This window comes from Mesorhizobium sp. WSM3864, from assembly GCF_002294955.1.
Lineage (GTDB): Bacteria > Pseudomonadota > Alphaproteobacteria > Rhizobiales > Rhizobiaceae > Mesorhizobium.
The window spans coordinates 51,964-66,044 of the sequence record NZ_NSGD01000002.1 but is presented as its reverse complement, the minus strand read 5'-3'; the positions used below and the strand labels follow the sequence as shown (position 1 = coordinate 66,044).

The following is a 14,081-nucleotide window of genomic DNA, read 5'->3' as shown; positions in this document are numbered from 1 at the left end:
AAACCCGCTACACACCCTGGCATGAACCAGCACGCCAAGCTCGGGATCGGCCATTCGGCCTGTCCGCATGACTGTCCTTCCACCTGCGCGCTCGAGGTGGAGCTGCTCGACAATAACCGCATCGGCCGCGTCCACGGCGCGAAAGCGAACAGCTACACGGCAGGAGTCGTCTGCGCCAAGGTCGCGCGATATGCGGACCGCGTCCATCACCCCGACCGTCTGCTGAAGCCGCTGGTGCGCGCGGGCGCAAAGGGTGAGGGTGCCTGGAAGGAAGCCAGTTGGGAAGCGGCGCTCGACCTCGTCGCGGAGAAGTTCATCGCGGCGGAAGAGAAATACGGCTCGGAGACGGTCTGGCCCTATTTTTACGCCGGTACGATGGGATTGGTGCAGCGCGACGGTATCGAGCGGCTGCGGCACGCGAAGAGATATTCGGGCTTCTTCGGCTCGATCTGCACCAATCTCGCCTGGACCGGCTGGATGATGGGGGCGGGCGCTCTGCGCGGCCCCGATCCGCGCGAGATGGCGAAGTCCGACTGCGTGGTGATCTGGGGCACCAATGCCGTGGTCACCCAGGTAAATGTCATGACCCATGCGACGAGGGCGCGAAAAGAGCGCGGCGCCAAGATCGTCGCCATCGACATCTACGACAACGCCACCATGAAGCAGGCCGATCTCGGCCTGGTGCTCAAACCCGGCACCGACGGCGCGCTGGCTTGCGCGGTCATGCATGTCTTGTTCCGCGACGGCATGGCCGACCGCGCCTATCTGGAAAAATACACCGACGATCCGCGCGGGCTGGAAGAACATCTGAGGACGCGCACGCCCGAATGGGCAGCGGCAGTGACGGGTCTGACAGTCACCGAGATCGAGACCTTCGCGCATCTGGTCGGCACAACGAAGAAGACCTACTTTCGCCTCGGCTACGGTTTTGCGCGCCAGCGCAACGGCTCGGTCAACATGCATGCCGCCTCATGCATCGCGGCGGTTACCGGCGCCTGGCAATATGAGGGCGGCGGCGCCTTTCACTCCAATTCCGGCATCTTCAAGCTGAACCAGGATGTGCTCGAAGGCACCGCGATGCGCGACCCGAAGGTGCGCTATCTCGACCATTCGCGCATCGGCCCGGTGCTGACCGGTGCCGAGGATGCGCTTTACGGCGGCCCGCCGGTGACGGCGATGCTGATCCAGAACACCAATCCCGCCAATGTCGCGCCCGAGCAGCGGCTGGTCAGAAAAGGTTTCCTGCGGGAGGACCTGTTCACCTGCGTGCACGAGCAGTTCATGACCGATACGGCCAAGCTCGCCGACGTCGTGCTGCCGGCGACGATGTTTCTGGAACATGACGACATCTACAAGGGTGGCGGCAACCAGCACATCACGCTCGGCCCCAAGCTGATCGAACCGCCGGAGGGGCCGCGCACCAACCACTACGTCAATGAAGAACTCGGCAAACGGCTGGGCGTCGGCGACCGGCCGGGCTTTGGCCTGACCGAGAAAGAGCATATCGACATCATCCTCGGCAAGCGCGGGCTAGGCAGCTTCGACAGCCTGAAGGAACAGAAGTGGGTCGACCTGCAACCCGATTTCGACGACGCGCATTTCATCAACGGCTTCGGCCATGCCGACAAGAAATTCCACTTCCGGCCCAATTGGACCGGGCAGTCGGCGCCCAACCGGCCGCCGAAGAGCATGGGCTTGTTCGGACCGGTCGAGCGGCTGCCGGAATTCCCCGACCATGTCGAGCTGATCGAGGTCGCGGACGAAGAGCATCCGTTCCGGCTGGCAACTTCGCCGGCGCGCAACTTCCTCAATTCCAGTTTTGCCGAGACGCCGGTGTCGAAAGCCAAGGAAGGCAGGCCGGAGCTTTTGCTGCACCCGGAAGATGCCGCGGCGCTCGGCATAGAGGACGGCGGCCGCGTTGAGATCGGCAACCGGCGCGGCGACGTGGTGCTGCATGCCAGGTTCTTCGACGGCGTGAAGTGCGGCGTGGTGATTGCGGAAGGCATCTGGCCGAACAGTGCGCATGAGCGCGGCGAAGGCATCAACGTGCTGACCGGTGCCGACGCCCCGGCGCCCTATGGCGGTGCTGCCCTCCACGACAACAAGGTCTGGCTGCGCGCGCTGTGATGGTCTGTGGCGCGAGCTCGGCAGGTCACATGCCCGGGAGATTAGCCGAAAAAGCCCGTTGCTTCGTCATCCTAAGGCGGAGCAAGGTGCGAAGCGACGGGCGCAGACCATAGGATCCATGCCATCACATGCGGGCGTTGCAACGGTGCAGAATTCTGCTCCGCCGCCCCTTCGGCGACCATCACGGCATGGATCCTCGGGTCAAGCCCGAGGATGACGAAGTCGCGTGGCTGCGTCGCTTCACTTCTTCTTGCTCTGTCCAGGACGACATTGGCCCCAAGTCTCCATCGAGGTGTCCCTTGCCGCAACAGTCATTGAAAATAGCCATCGCCGGCGCGCTCGGCCGCATGGGCCGGGAGATGACGGAGGTGGTGCAGGCCGATCCGCGGCTGGAGCTTGTCGCCCGCTTCCATCGACCGGGCAGCACGGGCGAGGGGCTGGTTGCGCGCGACGAGGCGCTGGCGCTTGCCGACGTCGTCATCGACTTCACCACGCCGGCGGCATCAGTCGAACTGGCACAGGCATGCGCGGCGCGCGGCGGTCCGGCGCTGGTGATCGGCTCCACCGGTTTCGATGTTTCCGAGCTGGAGACAATCGCCGAGGCGGCGACGGCGATCGCGATCGTGCGCTCCGGCAGTTACTCGCTGGGTCTCAACATGCTGACCGGGCTAGTCGAGCAGGCGGCGCGGGCGCTTGGGCCTGACGATTGCGACATCGATATCCTGGAAGCGCACCACCGTTTCAAGGTCGATGCGCCGTCCGGAACGGCGCTGATGTTGGGCGCGGCGGCGGCGCGCGGACGCGGCGTCAGGCTGGACGAAGTGGCGCGGCGCGCTCGAAATGGGTTTGTCGGCACACGCCCTGTCGGCGAGATCGGCTTCGCCGTGCTGCGCGGCGGCAGCATCGTCGGAGAGCATTCCGTCAGCTTCCTCGCTGAGGGCGAGGCGCTGACGCTCTCGCACTCGGCTGGCGACCGCTCGATGTTTGCTCGCGGCGCCATCGCGGCGGCACTCTGGGTGGCCGGACAGCGTCCAGGCGAATACGGCATGCGCGATGTGCTTGGCTTCGCCGCTTCGTGACCAGCGATAGCTGCGGAATTCGCTCTTTCGGCCGCTAAAATGACTGAAAGCCAGCTGAAAGCTTGGCCATGCCATGACAGTTTTGCGGCGTTCGCCGCGGGATCGGTCCGGGAGCGGGCCGGCAAGGAGGAAATGCGGCGTGGCCTAGTGGCACGCCGCCCAGGTGGAGGAAGTTACGTGACCGGTTTCATCTCGAAGTGCGTCTTGCGTTCGGCGGTGCTTTCGTTTGCCATCGTCGCCGCGGGCGCCACGGCGGCATCGGCTGCCGACAAGATCACCATCATCGTCGGCGGCATGGAAAAGCAGATCTATCTGCCGGCCGTGCTCACCCAGCAGCTCGGCTATTTCAAGGACGAGGGGCTCGATGTTGAGCTGGTCAACTCCCGCGCCGGCGTCGAGGCCGAGAATGAGTTGCTGGCCGGTGCCGTGCAGGGCGTCGTCGGCTTCTATGATCACACCGTCGACTTGCAGTCGAAGGGCAAATACATCCAGTCGATCGTCCAGTTCAGCCAGGCGCCGGGCGAGGTCGAGCTGGTTTCGGCCAAGCATCCGGAAATCAAGTCGCCGGCCGACTTCAAGGGCGCAACGCTCGGCGTCACCGGTCTTGGCTCCTCGACCGATTTCCTGACGCAGTATCTTGCCGTGCGCAACGGCCTTAAGCCGGGCGACTACACGCTGCTGCCGGTGGGCGCCGGCAACACTTTCATCGCCGCCGTCAAGCAGGACCAGATCCAGGCCGGCATGACCACCGAGCCGACCATCGCCAAGCTGCTTCAGACCGGCGAGGCCAAGGTGTTGGTCGATATGCGCACGCCCGAAAAGACCAGGGAAGCGCTGGGCGGCGACTATCCGGCGGCATCCTTCTATGTCCAGTCCGCCTGGATCGAGAGCCATAAGGACGAGGCGCAGAAGCTCGCCAACGCTTTCGTCAAGACGATGAAGTATATCGCCAGCCATTCGGCCGAAGAGATCGCGGACCAGATGCCGAAGGATTATTACGCCGGCAACAAGGACCTCTATGTGCAAGGCTTGGCCGGCGGCAAGGCGATGTTCACGCCTGACGGCCGCATGCCCGCCGATGGCCCGGAGACGGTGCTGAAGGTGCTGTCGACCTTCTCGAAGAGCCTGCAGGGCAAGCAGATCGATCTGTCGAAGACCTATACCACGGCATTCGTCGACGCCGCCAAGTAGCGCCGACAGGGAGCCGGGCCTGCCGGCTCGGTCGTTGAAGAACAACAAGTTGCGCCGCTTGTCTGAATCAATTCGGCAGCGGCGCCTTTCCGGATACCGAGGCGCGGCGGGCCCATGGGCTCGAGCCCCCAGCCATCCTCGCACCATCGCTACAGGAGTGTGCCATGCAGTTGCAAACCATGGCGGCCGAGAAATTGTCTCCGGCCGCGCCGCCGGCCGATGCCGCGATCGCCATCGACGATGTGACGCTGCGCTTCGTCACCCCCGACGGCCACATGATGACGGCCATCCGCGATTTCACCATGACGGTGGCGCGCGGCGAGTTCGCCTGCGTCGTCGGGCCGACCGGCTGCGGCAAGTCGACGACGCTCAACCTCGTCACCGGGCTGCTCAGGCCGACGACCGGCAATGTCCGCGTCATGGGCAATCCCGTAACCGAGATCAGCCGCGACATCGGTTTCGTCTTCCAGGCGGACGCGCTGTTTCCGTGGCGCAGCGTCATCGACAATGTCGCCGCCGGCCCGCTCTATCGCGGCACGCCGAAGGCGCAAGCCTATGACCGGGCGCGCGACTGGATCGCACGCGTCGGCCTTGCGCGTTTCGAGAAACACTATCCGCACCAGCTCTCTGGCGGCATGCGCAAGCGGGTCGCGCTAGCGCAAACCTTCATCAACCAGCCGAAGATTCTGCTGATGGACGAGCCGTTCAGCGCGCTCGACATGCAGACCCGCACCGCCATGCAGGACGAGCTGCTCGGCCTCTGGTCGGAACTCAAATCCTCCGTCGTCTTCGTCACTCACGATCTCGAGGAGGCGGTGGCACTGGCCGACAAGGTCTATGTGCTCACCGCCGGGCCGGGCACGGTGAAGAGTGTCTACCGCATCGACCTGCCGCGCCCGCGTGTCATGGCCGACATCCGATACGATCCGAAATTCATCGAGATCGCCAAGGTGATCTGGAACGACCTGCGCGAGGAAGTGCAGCTCGGCCAGAGCCGCGGCCTGCAGACCGGCCATTGAAAGGAGACTTGCCATGACCGCCATCTCTCCAGCCTCTCACCAAGCCGCCCGCGCGACCTCGATCGTCGCCGCGGAAGCCCGGGCGAGGGCGCGGCTGCGCCGCCGCCATGCCCTGGTTATCGGCCTGCGGCTCGCCATCCTGATCGTCTTCCTCGCTCTTTGGGAACTTGGCGCCGATCACGGCGTCATCGATCCGTTCTTCTTCTCAAGCCCCTCCGGCATCTGGGAGCAGATCTGGTCCTGGGTCACCGAGGGCACCTCGCAGGGGCCGCTCTGGCTGCAGATCTATGTGACGCTCGAGGAAACCTTCCTCGGCTTCGCCATCGGCGCCGTCGGCGGCATCGCCGCCGGCATCGTCCTTGGCCGCAACAAGCTCCTGGCGGATGTCTTCTCGATCTACATCAAGATCGCCAACTCGGTGCCGCGCGTCGTGCTGGGCTCGGTCTTCATCATAGCGCTCGGCCTCGGCATGGCCTCCAAGGTGGCGCTGGCCGTCGTCATGGTGTTCTTCGTGGTCTTCGCCAACGCCTTCCAGGGCGTGCGCGAGGCCGACAGGGCGATGATCGCCAACGCTCAGATCCTCGGCGCCTCGCCCTACCAGATCACCACCACAGTCATCATTCCATCGGCCATGAGCTGGATCCTGGCGAGCCTGCATGTCAGCTTTGGCTTCGCGCTGGTCGGCGCCGTGGTCGGCGAGTTCCTCGGCGCCAAGCAGGGCATGGGCTTGCTGATCTCGACCGCCCAGGGCGCGTTCAACGCCAATGGCGTCTTCGCCGCCATGATTGTCCTGGCCGTGATGGCGCTGGTGGTGGAGTTCATCATCACCCGCTTCGAGAACTACGTCGTCAAATGGCGTCCGGCGCCGTTCAACGAGCAAGGGGCCTGACCGCTCCAGTCGGCCTGTCCTGGGGCGCGGCGAGCGGCAGCCGGACCTCGACCCTGAGCCCGGTGCCGGCGGCCTCGCCAAGCGCAACGCTGCCGCCGGCATTCTCGACCACCTCGCGTACGATCGCGAGTCCGAGCCCGCTGCCTTCCTCGGCAGCACCGGCAATGCGATAGAAGCGCTCGAAGACCTGCTCGCGCTCTTCGGCCGGAATGCCGGGACCGGTGTCGGTGACCGTCATCACGCCCTCGCGACCGATCGCGGCCAGCTTGACGGTCACCGTGCCGCCGGCTGGCGTGTAGCGCAGCGCGTTGTCGACCAGGTTGACGATCATCTCGCGCAGCATGGTGCCGTCGCCGATGACGGGAACAGGTCCGGCTTCCTCGAGCCCAAGATCGATGTTGCGCTCGACGGCCTTCGGCGCATGTGTTTCCAGCACCTCGCGGGCGGCTTCGGTGAGGTCGATGCGGTCGGCGCGCGGCCGGCGGCTGCCCGGCTCGGCGCGCGATAGCGTGAGCAGCTGTTCGGCCAGCCGCGCCAGCCGGCCGGAGCCTGCCTGTAGAGCCACCAGCGCCTCCTCGCGCCGGTCGGCGGCGCTTTCGCGCAGCACATAGCTCGCCTGTGTCGACATGAGCGCCAGCGGCGTACGCAGCTGGTGCGCGGCATTGGCGATGAAGCGGCGCTGCGCCGCCATCTGCGCCCGCACGCGCTCCATATAGGCGTTGAGCGCGTCGATCAGCGGCCGGATCTCGCTTTGCGCGCCCGGCACCTCGACCGGGTCGAGATCGGTGCGATCCGGCGAGCGCACCGTATCGCGCAGGCGCATCAGCGGCGCCAGCCCGCGGCGCAGGCCGAGCAGCACGAAGAGGCCGGCGATCGCCACCAGCGCCAGCTGCTGGGCAAAGGCGCTGAACCACAGCCGCTGCACCATCGCGTCATGGCCGGCGAGCGTGACGCCCACCGTGACCCTGATCGGCGAATCCGTGCCGGCGCCGATCACGGCATGGCTGAGCGTTGTCAGACGCAGCCGGCGATCGCGATAGGAAGCCTCGATGCTGCCGCTCTGCGGCGCCTGGGGGAGGTCGGGATATCCGGTCAGCAGCCGGCCGTTGGCGGTCTCGACCCGGTAGTAGACGCTGTCGCGGTCGCCGGTGTCGAACATCTCGATCGCCGCCGGCGGAATGGTGGCGTCGAGCACGCCTTCGGCCATCGCCACCCGCTCGGCGATCGCGCGCGCCGAGCCGACCAGCATCCGGTCGGTGACCAGATCCGCCGTCGCCAGCGCGTTGCGCTGGCTGGTCCACAGATTGACCGTCACCAGCGCGGCAAGCGGCAGCACCACCCATGCCAGCAATTGCAGGCGGAGGCTGCTGCTAATCTTCATGGCCCCTAATCTTCATGACGGAGCAGATAGCCCAGGCCGCGCAAGGTGGCGATCTGCACGCGCGAGCCTTCCAGCTTCTTGCGCAGCCGATGCACGTAGATCTCGATGGCGCTGGGATCGGCGTCGGTGTCGAAGTCGTAGATCGCCGCCGAGAGTGCCGCCTTGCTCACCGTGCGCCCCGCCTTGACCACCAGCTGTTCCAGCACCGCATGTTCGCGCGGCGTCAGCGAAAGCGCCGCGCCGCCGAGCGAGAACAGCCTGGTGTTGGTGTCGAAGACGAGGTCGCCGCAGGAGATGACGGGCGCTGTCCGGTCGTTGGCGCGGCGCAGCTGCACGCGGATACGCGCTTCCAGTTCCTCGATCTGGAAGGGTTTTGCCAGATAGTCGTCGGCGCCCTCGTTGAGGCCCTTCACCCGGCCGTCGAGACTGGCGTTGGCGGTGAGCACGATGACCGGCACCGGGTTGCCGCGTGCCCTCAGCCGCTTCAGCACCTCCATCCCGCCCATGCGCGGCAGGGCGAGGTCGAGGATGATCAGCGCGTGGTCGCCGGCCGCCAGCGCATGCTCGACGTCCTCGCCGTCATGTACGACGTCGACGACGTAGCTCGCCTGGCGCAGCGTCTTGCTCAGCCAATCGGCCAGTTCGCGATTGTCTTCGACAAGCAGGAGCCGCATCGTCCATCGCTGTTCGGCAAATGCCTCCATCCGGGTGGCGCCGGGCTTTCGCAAGCGCGGCGGGCGGTCCGAACGGAAAGTTTGAGAGCAATCGATAGTCTCGATCCGCCGACAAGGCAAACGCCGGCTGAAATCGGTTCCGTCGGTCGGCCTGGAGGCCCAATTCGCTCGCGCGATGGATAAAACCGAACGGTTCGGTTCAATTTATGTTGACGGTTTGTGTAACTCAGGTGAACGCTGGCTCGCTGTCCAGACCGTGAAACCTCGTCGGCAACACTGCAAGTAGTTGATATTCAAACAAAAGAATGTGGCAGCCGCGCTGTTCACGCGATTTCAAGGTCGAACCGAACGGTTCGATTTGCACATCTTCGTGATTGGAAATGGCAACAGGACCGACCCATCTCGGGGTGGTCCGAGCGACGCGAATTTCCATTACGGCACGCCACTTGACGGATAGGATTTTGAAAATCTGGAGTACCTAAAATGAACAAGATTGCTCTTACCGCCGCGGTCCTTCTCGTTGCCACGGGCAGCGCCTTCGCCGGCAGCGACCATTACGGTTCCGACAACGTCAACCAGCCGGCCGTCACCCAGTCGGTTGCGCCGCGGTCGGGCGACAACATCGACCGCAGCATCACCGGTTCGATCCGCAAGTTCGAGCAGCGCGATCTCAGGATCACGCCCGATCAGAACCAGCCGGAATCCGGCCAGGGCATTTGGGGCCGCTAGGCCTCCGTCCCGAACCGATCAGAACCACAACTCTCAAATCTGGAGTAACTGAAATGACCAAGATCGCTCTTACCGCCGCTGCCCTTCTCGTTGCCACTGGTGCCGCTTTCGCCGGCTCCGACAACTACGGTTCGGCCAACGCCAACCAGCCGGCCGCATCGGTCGACACCTCGTACACCGCTTCGGTCAAGAAGTCTGATGCGAATGTCCAGAAGCCCGTCACCCAGGGCAGCGACCGCGACCTGTTCGGCAACCACTAACCGGCCCGTCAGGGCAACCTTGCCAACATCGCCCCTCAATTTCGGAGTAACTGAAATGACCAAGATCGCTCTTACCGCCGCTGCCCTTCTCGTTGCCACCGGTGCCGCTTTCGCCGGTTCCGACAACTACGGTTCGGCCAATGCCAACCAGCCGGCCGCCTCGGTCGACACCTCGTACACCGCTTCGGTCAAGAAGTCGGTCGCGAATGTTCAGAAGCCGGTTACCCAGGGCGCCGACCGCGATCTGTTCGGCAACCACTAAACGGTCGATCGTCGATAGACCTCAAAGCGGCGGGCTTGTCCCGCCGCTCTGTTTTTGGAGCCGGCTATCCGCAGGCCGGCTTATGTCGTGACTATAGGCCCGGCTGCGCACAGAGGCGCTCTATTCCAAATCCTTCGGGCTGACGAAATGCGTCAGTCGCGCTCCGCCGAAGTCGAGCTTCGCCCAATCCTCCTTCACCGTGAACCGGGCCAGTGCCGCCGTCGGGAACTTCGCTTCGACTTTCTTGAACACGCCCTCGTCCGATCCGGTGCCGGCGAGCCGCAGCACGAAATTCTGCAGGCCGGGATTGTGGCCGATCACGACCAGGCTGGTGGCTTTCGCCTGCCGCACGCACGCCAGGATGGCGGCCGGCGCCGCCTCGTAGAGCTCCTCGGCGAATTCCGCTGGCCCATGCTTCGGCAACTCGGCGGCGACCAGTCGCCAGGTGTCGCGGGTGCGCAGCGCCGGCGAGACCAGTGCCAGATCCGGCAGCCAGCCGCGCCGCGAAAGCTCGCGCCCGATCAGCGGTGCCGTCTTCAGCCCGCGCGGGGCGAGCGGACGGTCGAAATCGGCGAGCTTGGGATCGTCCCGGCTCGACTTGGCATGGCGCAGCACAAGGAGTTGTCTGGGCGTCGCCATGGCAGTCCTACGGCGTGATGCGCGCCAGCTGTTCGAGGTCGGTTTCCTCGCGCAGCGGGTCGGGCGCCATCACCACTGAAGTGGCGTTGTCGGCGTCGTCGGCGAAATGGGCAAGCACGGTGTGGCCCTTTTCCATGCGCGCCTTGCCTTCGGCGACCAGCCCCAGCGCCAGCGGATAGAGCCGGTGCTCCACCTTCAGCACCCGCGCGGCTAAAGTGTCCTCATTGTCGCCGACCATCACCGGCACGGCGGCCTGGGCGATGATCGGGCCGTCATCCATCTCGGGCGTGACGAAATGCACGGAGCAGCCATGGATGCGCACGCCCGCGCGGATGGCGCGCGCATGCGTGTCCAGCCCCTTGAAGGCAGGCAGAAGGGCAGGGTGGATGTTGACCATGCGCCCCTGCCATTTTTCGACCAGGCCGCGGCCGAGGATGCGCATATAGCCGGCCAGAGCCACGATCTCGGCGCCGAAGCCGGTAAGCGCGGCATCGATCGCAGCGTCATGTGCGTCCTTGCTCGGATGGTCGGCGCGCTGAATCACCTTGGTGGCGATGCCGCGCGACTGCGCGAGGCCGAGGCCCGCGGCGTTCGCACGATCCGAGATGACGCCGACGATCTCGGTCGGATAGGTCGGGTCGCTGGCTGCCGCGATCAGCGCCGTCATGTTGGAGCCGCGGCCCGAGATCAGGACGACCGTGCGTTTCCTGCTCATAGTTCGATCGAGCCCCGGTAGATGACGCCGGCGTCGCGGCGCGGCACGATGCGACCGATCGGCGTCACCGTCTCGCCGGCTTCCTGCAGCACCGCTGCCACCTGCGCCGCCTGGCCGGAAGCAACGGCGAGGACCATGCCGATGCCGCAGTTGAAGGTGCGCATCATTTCTTGCGGCGCCACGCCGCCGGTCCTGGCGAGCCACGAGAATACAGGCGGTACGTCGATCGCTTCGAGGTCGAGCTCGGCGGAGAAATCCTTGGGCAGCACGCGCGGAATGTTTTCCGGAAAACCGCCGCCGGTGATATGAGCCAGCGCCTTGATGCCATGCGTGTTGCGGATCGCCTTCAGGATCGACTTCACGTAGATGCGCGTCGGCTCGAGCAGCGCTTCGGCGAGGCTGAGCTCATCGTTGAACGGCGCAGGATCGCTCCAGCCAAGTCCGCTCGCGGCAACGATGCGGCGCACCAGCGAAAAGCCGTTGGAGTGGAGGCCGGAGGACGCGAGGCCAAGCAGCACGTCGCCCTCGACGATGTCGTCGGTGGGCAGCAACTGGCCGCGCTCGGCCGCGCCCACGGCAAAGCCGGCAAGGTCGTAATCCTTGTCGTGATACATGCCGGGCATCTCGGCGGTCTCGCCGCCGATCAGCGCGCAGCCGGCCTGCCGGCAGCCTTGCGCGATGCCGCCGACGATGGACGCGCCCTGGTCCGGATCGAGCTTGCCGGTAGCGAAATAGTCGAGGAAGAACAGCGGCTCGGCGCCCTGCACGACGATATCGTTGACGCACATGGCGACGAGGTCGATGCCGATGGTGTCGTGCTTGCTGGAATCGATGGCGATCTTGAGCTTGGTGCCGACCCCGTCATTGGCCGCGACCAGCACCGGATCGGTGAAGCCGGCGGCTTTCAAATCGAACAGGCCGCCGAAGCCGCCGATCTCGCCGTCGGCACCCGGCCGGCGCGTCGCGCGCACGAGCGGCTTGATCTTCTCGACCATGAGATTGCCGGCATCGATATCGACGCCCGCCTCGGCATAGGTGAGCCCGTTCTTGCGCTTGGCCTTGTCGCCGTTGCTCATCTTCGGCTCGTCCCTGTTTCCATTGCGGGCTCATCGCATGAATGGTTTCGGGGGGCAAGGCGCGTGAGAGCCAATCTCCCCCCTTGAGGGGGAGATGTCGCCGGAGGCAACAGAGGGGTCGCCTCGCGTGGAGCTCCAGCGCCTTGTGCGCCAGAGATGGAGGTCGGCGATCGACGCGTGAGGCGACTGGCCTGCCGGCCATCTTCCCCCTCGAGAGGGGAGATCAGCAACTCCTCCCTTGCGCGCACCTCTCATCTCCATCAACTATCTTCCAACAAAACCCATGACGGGACATCACGTGACCATACCCAACATGATCACGATCATGCGGCTGCTGCTGGTGCCGGCCGTGGTGTTGGCCATGCTGCAGGCGCGCTGGGACTGGGCCTTTGCCGGCTTCCTCGTCGCCGGCATCTCCGACGGCATCGACGGTTTCATCGCTCGCCGCTACCGGTTGTTCTCGCGGCTCGGCGCTTATCTCGATCCGGTCGCCGACAAGCTTCTCCTGGTCTCGGTCTTCGTCGTCATGGGTTATGCCGGGGAACTGCCGCTCTGGCTTGTCGTGACCATGGTCTCGCGCGACGCGCTGATCGTCTGCGCCGTGCTTTTGTCCAGCGTGATGGCGCAGCCGGTCGAGATGAAGCCGCTCTTGGTCTCCAAGGTGAACACCGCCGTGCAGATCGCGCTGGCGGCGCTTGTGCTGGGCGAGCTTGCCTTTTCCATGCATCTCTATCCGCTCCGGCCGGCGCTCATATTGCTCTCCGGGGTCTTGACCGTGGCTTCGGCCGCGGCCTATCTCGTGGCCTGGCTAAGGCATATGAGTGGCTATGGCGAAGGCTCCCGGACGAGCAACACCAAGTCGGGCAATTCCAGCACGGACACCTGACGGCGAAGCCTGGACGGCCGCGGCCTCGACCGCGTTGCGCCGGCAGATCGCGTTCTGGCTGATCGTCGCCGTGCTTCTGGCGCTGTTCCTCTATGTCTTCTCCGGCATCCTCTTGCCCTTCGTCGCCGGCATGGTACTCGCTTATTTCCTCGATCCGGTGGCCGATCGGCTGCAGCGGCTCGGCCTCTCCCGGCTGATGGCGACGGTGGTGATCCTCATTGCCTTCGTCGTCGTCGTGGTGCTCGCCTTCGTTATCCTGGTGCCTGTGCTGGCCACGCAGATGGCCGATTTCGCGCGCAAGCTGCCGGAATATCTCACCCGCCTGCAGTCGCTCATCACCAGCTTCGACCCGAAGTGGCTGGAGCAGCGTTTTGGCGTCAACGCGGCCAGCCTGCGCGACGGACTGAACTCGCTGCTCACCACCGGTTTCGGGCTGCTCACCACCGTCTTCACCTCGATCTGGAGCTCGGGCGTGGCGCTGGTTTCGGTGGTCAGCCTCTTCGTCGTCACCCCGGTCGTGGCCTTCTACATGCTGCTCGACTGGGACCGCATGGTGGCCGTGGTCGACAGCTGGGTTCCGCGCGACTACGTCGAGACGGTCAGGGCGCTTGCCCGCGAGATCAACACCGCCACCGCCGGCTTCGTGCGCGGGCAGGGCACGCTCTGCCTTGTGCTGGGCGCCATGTACGCCACCGGCCTGACGCTGACGGGGCTGAACTTCGCCATCCTCATCGGCTTCTTCGCCGGGCTGATCTCCTTCATCCCCTATGTCGGCTCGCTGACCGGGCTGGTGCTGGCGGTCGGCGTCGCCTTCGTCCAGTTCTGGCCGGATTGGACGATGATCGTGGCGGTGGCCTGCGTGTTCTTCGTCGGCCAGTTCATCGAGGGCAATATCCTGCAGCCGAGGCTGGTCGGCAAAAGCGTCGGACTGCATCCGGTTTGGCTGATGTTCGCGCTCTTTGCCTTCGGTGCGCTGTTCGGCTTCGTCGGCCTGCTGATTGCGGTGCCGGCTTCGGCGGCCATTGCCGTGCTGGTGCGCTTTGCGATTGCCCGCTACCTCGAATCGCCGCTCTACAACGGCCATGCCACCGAGCCCGCACCTCCTTTGCCGGCGGATCGCGGCGGCGGCCACCGCTCACCGCCGCGTGGCTGAA

Annotated in this window: 16 protein-coding genes; 10 read left to right on the top strand and 6 right to left on the bottom strand. The window is 65.2% G+C overall.

The features are described 5' to 3' along the window. The first annotated feature begins 21 nt into the window (after positions 1–21). The 5 genes from CK215_RS04590 to CK215_RS04570 all read left to right on the top strand — a co-directional run bounded on the left by CK215_RS04590 (position 22) and on the right by CK215_RS04570 (position 6,305). Positions 22–2,127 (top strand): molybdopterin oxidoreductase family protein, encoded by a 2,106-nt coding sequence (locus tag CK215_RS04590; RefSeq protein ID WP_095830255.1) that lies wholly within the window; start codon positions 22–24, stop codon positions 2,125–2,127. Between the two features lie 299 nt (positions 2,128–2,426). Further along, the gene (dapB, locus tag CK215_RS04585; RefSeq protein WP_095830254.1) at positions 2,427–3,206 is read left to right on the top strand and encodes a 4-hydroxy-tetrahydrodipicolinate reductase; all 780 of its coding nucleotides are present in this window, start codon (positions 2,427–2,429) and stop codon (positions 3,204–3,206) included. Between the two features lie 189 nt (positions 3,207–3,395). Further along, positions 3,396–4,397: an ABC transporter substrate-binding protein gene (locus CK215_RS04580; RefSeq protein WP_245418635.1), complete on the top strand. Its 1,002-nt coding sequence runs from the start codon at positions 3,396–3,398 to the stop codon at positions 4,395–4,397. 164 nt (positions 4,398–4,561) lie between these two features. Beyond that, complete coding sequence (locus tag CK215_RS04575; protein WP_066995843.1) at positions 4,562–5,416, top strand: ABC transporter ATP-binding protein; 855 nt, start codon at positions 4,562–4,564, stop codon at positions 5,414–5,416. 13 nt (positions 5,417–5,429) lie between these two features. Next, the gene (locus tag CK215_RS04570) at positions 5,430–6,305 is read left to right on the top strand and encodes an ABC transporter permease (protein WP_095830253.1); all 876 of its coding nucleotides are present in this window, start codon (positions 5,430–5,432) and stop codon (positions 6,303–6,305) included. On the opposite strand, the gene CK215_RS04565 is transcribed toward CK215_RS04570, so the two are convergent. From CK215_RS04565 to CK215_RS30615, 3 genes are all read right to left on the bottom strand, one after another. Beyond that, on the bottom strand, positions 6,286–7,686 hold the full coding sequence (locus tag CK215_RS04565; protein ID WP_095830252.1) for a sensor histidine kinase: 1,401 nt from the start codon (positions 7,684–7,686) through the stop codon (positions 6,286–6,288). The genes CK215_RS04570 and CK215_RS04565 overlap by 20 nt on opposite strands. 5 nt (positions 7,687–7,691) lie before the next feature. Then, positions 7,692–8,360 carry a response regulator gene (locus tag CK215_RS04560; protein ID WP_066995918.1) on the bottom strand — a complete coding sequence of 223 codons (669 nt, stop codon included), beginning with the start codon at positions 8,358–8,360 and terminating at the stop codon, positions 7,692–7,694. 226 nt (positions 8,361–8,586) lie between these two features. Then, positions 8,587–8,793 (bottom strand): hypothetical protein, encoded by a 207-nt coding sequence (locus tag CK215_RS30615; RefSeq protein WP_141245453.1) that lies wholly within the window; start codon positions 8,791–8,793, stop codon positions 8,587–8,589. Between the two features lie 50 nt (positions 8,794–8,843). Here CK215_RS30615 and CK215_RS04555 point away from each other — a divergent pair, with 50 nt between their 5' ends. The 3 genes from CK215_RS04555 to CK215_RS04545 are packed head-to-tail and all read left to right on the top strand — an operon-like array spanning position 8,844 to position 9,611. Then, on the top strand, positions 8,844–9,089 hold the full coding sequence (locus CK215_RS04555; protein ID WP_066995852.1) for a DUF680 domain-containing protein: 246 nt from the start codon (positions 8,844–8,846) through the stop codon (positions 9,087–9,089). A 53-nt stretch (positions 9,090–9,142) separates the two neighbouring features. Continuing rightward, positions 9,143–9,349: a DUF680 domain-containing protein gene (locus CK215_RS04550; protein ID WP_066995857.1), complete on the top strand. Its 207-nt coding sequence runs from the start codon at positions 9,143–9,145 to the stop codon at positions 9,347–9,349. 55 nt (positions 9,350–9,404) lie between these two features. Next, complete coding sequence (locus CK215_RS04545; RefSeq protein WP_066995855.1) at positions 9,405–9,611, top strand: DUF680 domain-containing protein; 207 nt, start codon at positions 9,405–9,407, stop codon at positions 9,609–9,611. A gap of 120 nt (positions 9,612–9,731) precedes the next feature. Here CK215_RS04545 and CK215_RS04540 read toward each other — a convergent pair whose 3' ends face one another. From CK215_RS04540 to purM, 3 genes are read right to left on the bottom strand one after another with little or no spacing between them, the layout of a single operon-like run. Next, the gene (locus tag CK215_RS04540; protein WP_095830251.1) at positions 9,732–10,250 is read right to left on the bottom strand and encodes a histidine phosphatase family protein; all 519 of its coding nucleotides are present in this window, start codon (positions 10,248–10,250) and stop codon (positions 9,732–9,734) included. Positions 10,251–10,257: 7 nt separating this feature from the next. Continuing rightward, positions 10,258–10,965, bottom strand: a complete 708-nt coding sequence (gene purN / locus CK215_RS04535) for a phosphoribosylglycinamide formyltransferase (RefSeq protein WP_066995863.1) — start codon at positions 10,963–10,965, stop codon at positions 10,258–10,260. Further along, positions 10,962–12,041 carry a phosphoribosylformylglycinamidine cyclo-ligase gene (purM, locus tag CK215_RS04530; protein WP_095830250.1) on the bottom strand — a complete coding sequence of 360 codons (1,080 nt, stop codon included), beginning with the start codon at positions 12,039–12,041 and terminating at the stop codon, positions 10,962–10,964. Before purM ends, purN begins: the two co-directional genes overlap by 4 nt. 298 nt (positions 12,042–12,339) lie before the next feature. Here purM and CK215_RS04525 point away from each other — a divergent pair, with 298 nt between their 5' ends. Both CK215_RS04525 and CK215_RS04520 read left to right on the top strand, forming a co-directional pair. Further along, positions 12,340–12,927, top strand: a complete 588-nt coding sequence (locus tag CK215_RS04525) for a CDP-alcohol phosphatidyltransferase family protein (protein WP_066995921.1) — start codon at positions 12,340–12,342, stop codon at positions 12,925–12,927. Beyond that, positions 12,869–14,080, top strand: a complete 1,212-nt coding sequence (locus tag CK215_RS04520; protein WP_066995869.1) for an AI-2E family transporter — start codon at positions 12,869–12,871, stop codon at positions 14,078–14,080. Before CK215_RS04525 ends, CK215_RS04520 begins: the two co-directional genes overlap by 59 nt. The last annotated feature ends 1 nt before the right edge of the window (position 14,081 follow it).

Excerpts from the sequence above, each read along its gene's own strand:
- CK215_RS04590 (WP_095830255.1), top strand. The coding sequence starts at position 22 with ATGAACCAGCACGCCAAGCTCGGGATCGGCCATTCGGCCTGTCCGCAT.
- CK215_RS04575 (WP_066995843.1), top strand. The coding sequence starts at position 4,562 with ATGCAGTTGCAAACCATGGCGGCCGAGAAATTGTCTCCGGCCGCGCCG.
- CK215_RS04570 (WP_095830253.1), top strand. The coding sequence starts at position 5,430 with ATGACCGCCATCTCTCCAGCCTCTCACCAAGCCGCCCGCGCGACCTCG.
- CK215_RS04565 (WP_095830252.1), bottom strand. The coding sequence starts at position 7,686 with ATGAAGATTAGCAGCAGCCTCCGCCTGCAATTGCTGGCATGGGTGGTG.
- CK215_RS04560 (WP_066995918.1), bottom strand. The coding sequence starts at position 8,360 with ATGCGGCTCCTGCTTGTCGAAGACAATCGCGAACTGGCCGATTGGCTG.
- CK215_RS30615 (WP_141245453.1), bottom strand. The coding sequence starts at position 8,793 with ATGGAAATTCGCGTCGCTCGGACCACCCCGAGATGGGTCGGTCCTGTT.
- CK215_RS04555 (WP_066995852.1), top strand. The coding sequence starts at position 8,844 with ATGAACAAGATTGCTCTTACCGCCGCGGTCCTTCTCGTTGCCACGGGC.
- CK215_RS04550 (WP_066995857.1), top strand. The coding sequence starts at position 9,143 with ATGACCAAGATCGCTCTTACCGCCGCTGCCCTTCTCGTTGCCACTGGT.
- CK215_RS04545 (WP_066995855.1), top strand. The coding sequence starts at position 9,405 with ATGACCAAGATCGCTCTTACCGCCGCTGCCCTTCTCGTTGCCACCGGT.
- CK215_RS04540 (WP_095830251.1), bottom strand. The coding sequence starts at position 10,250 with ATGGCGACGCCCAGACAACTCCTTGTGCTGCGCCATGCCAAGTCGAGC.
- purN (WP_066995863.1), bottom strand. The coding sequence starts at position 10,965 with ATGAGCAGGAAACGCACGGTCGTCCTGATCTCGGGCCGCGGCTCCAAC.
- purM (WP_095830250.1), bottom strand. The coding sequence starts at position 12,041 with ATGAGCAACGGCGACAAGGCCAAGCGCAAGAACGGGCTCACCTATGCC.
- CK215_RS04520 (WP_066995869.1), top strand. The coding sequence starts at position 12,869 with ATGGCGAAGGCTCCCGGACGAGCAACACCAAGTCGGGCAATTCCAGCA.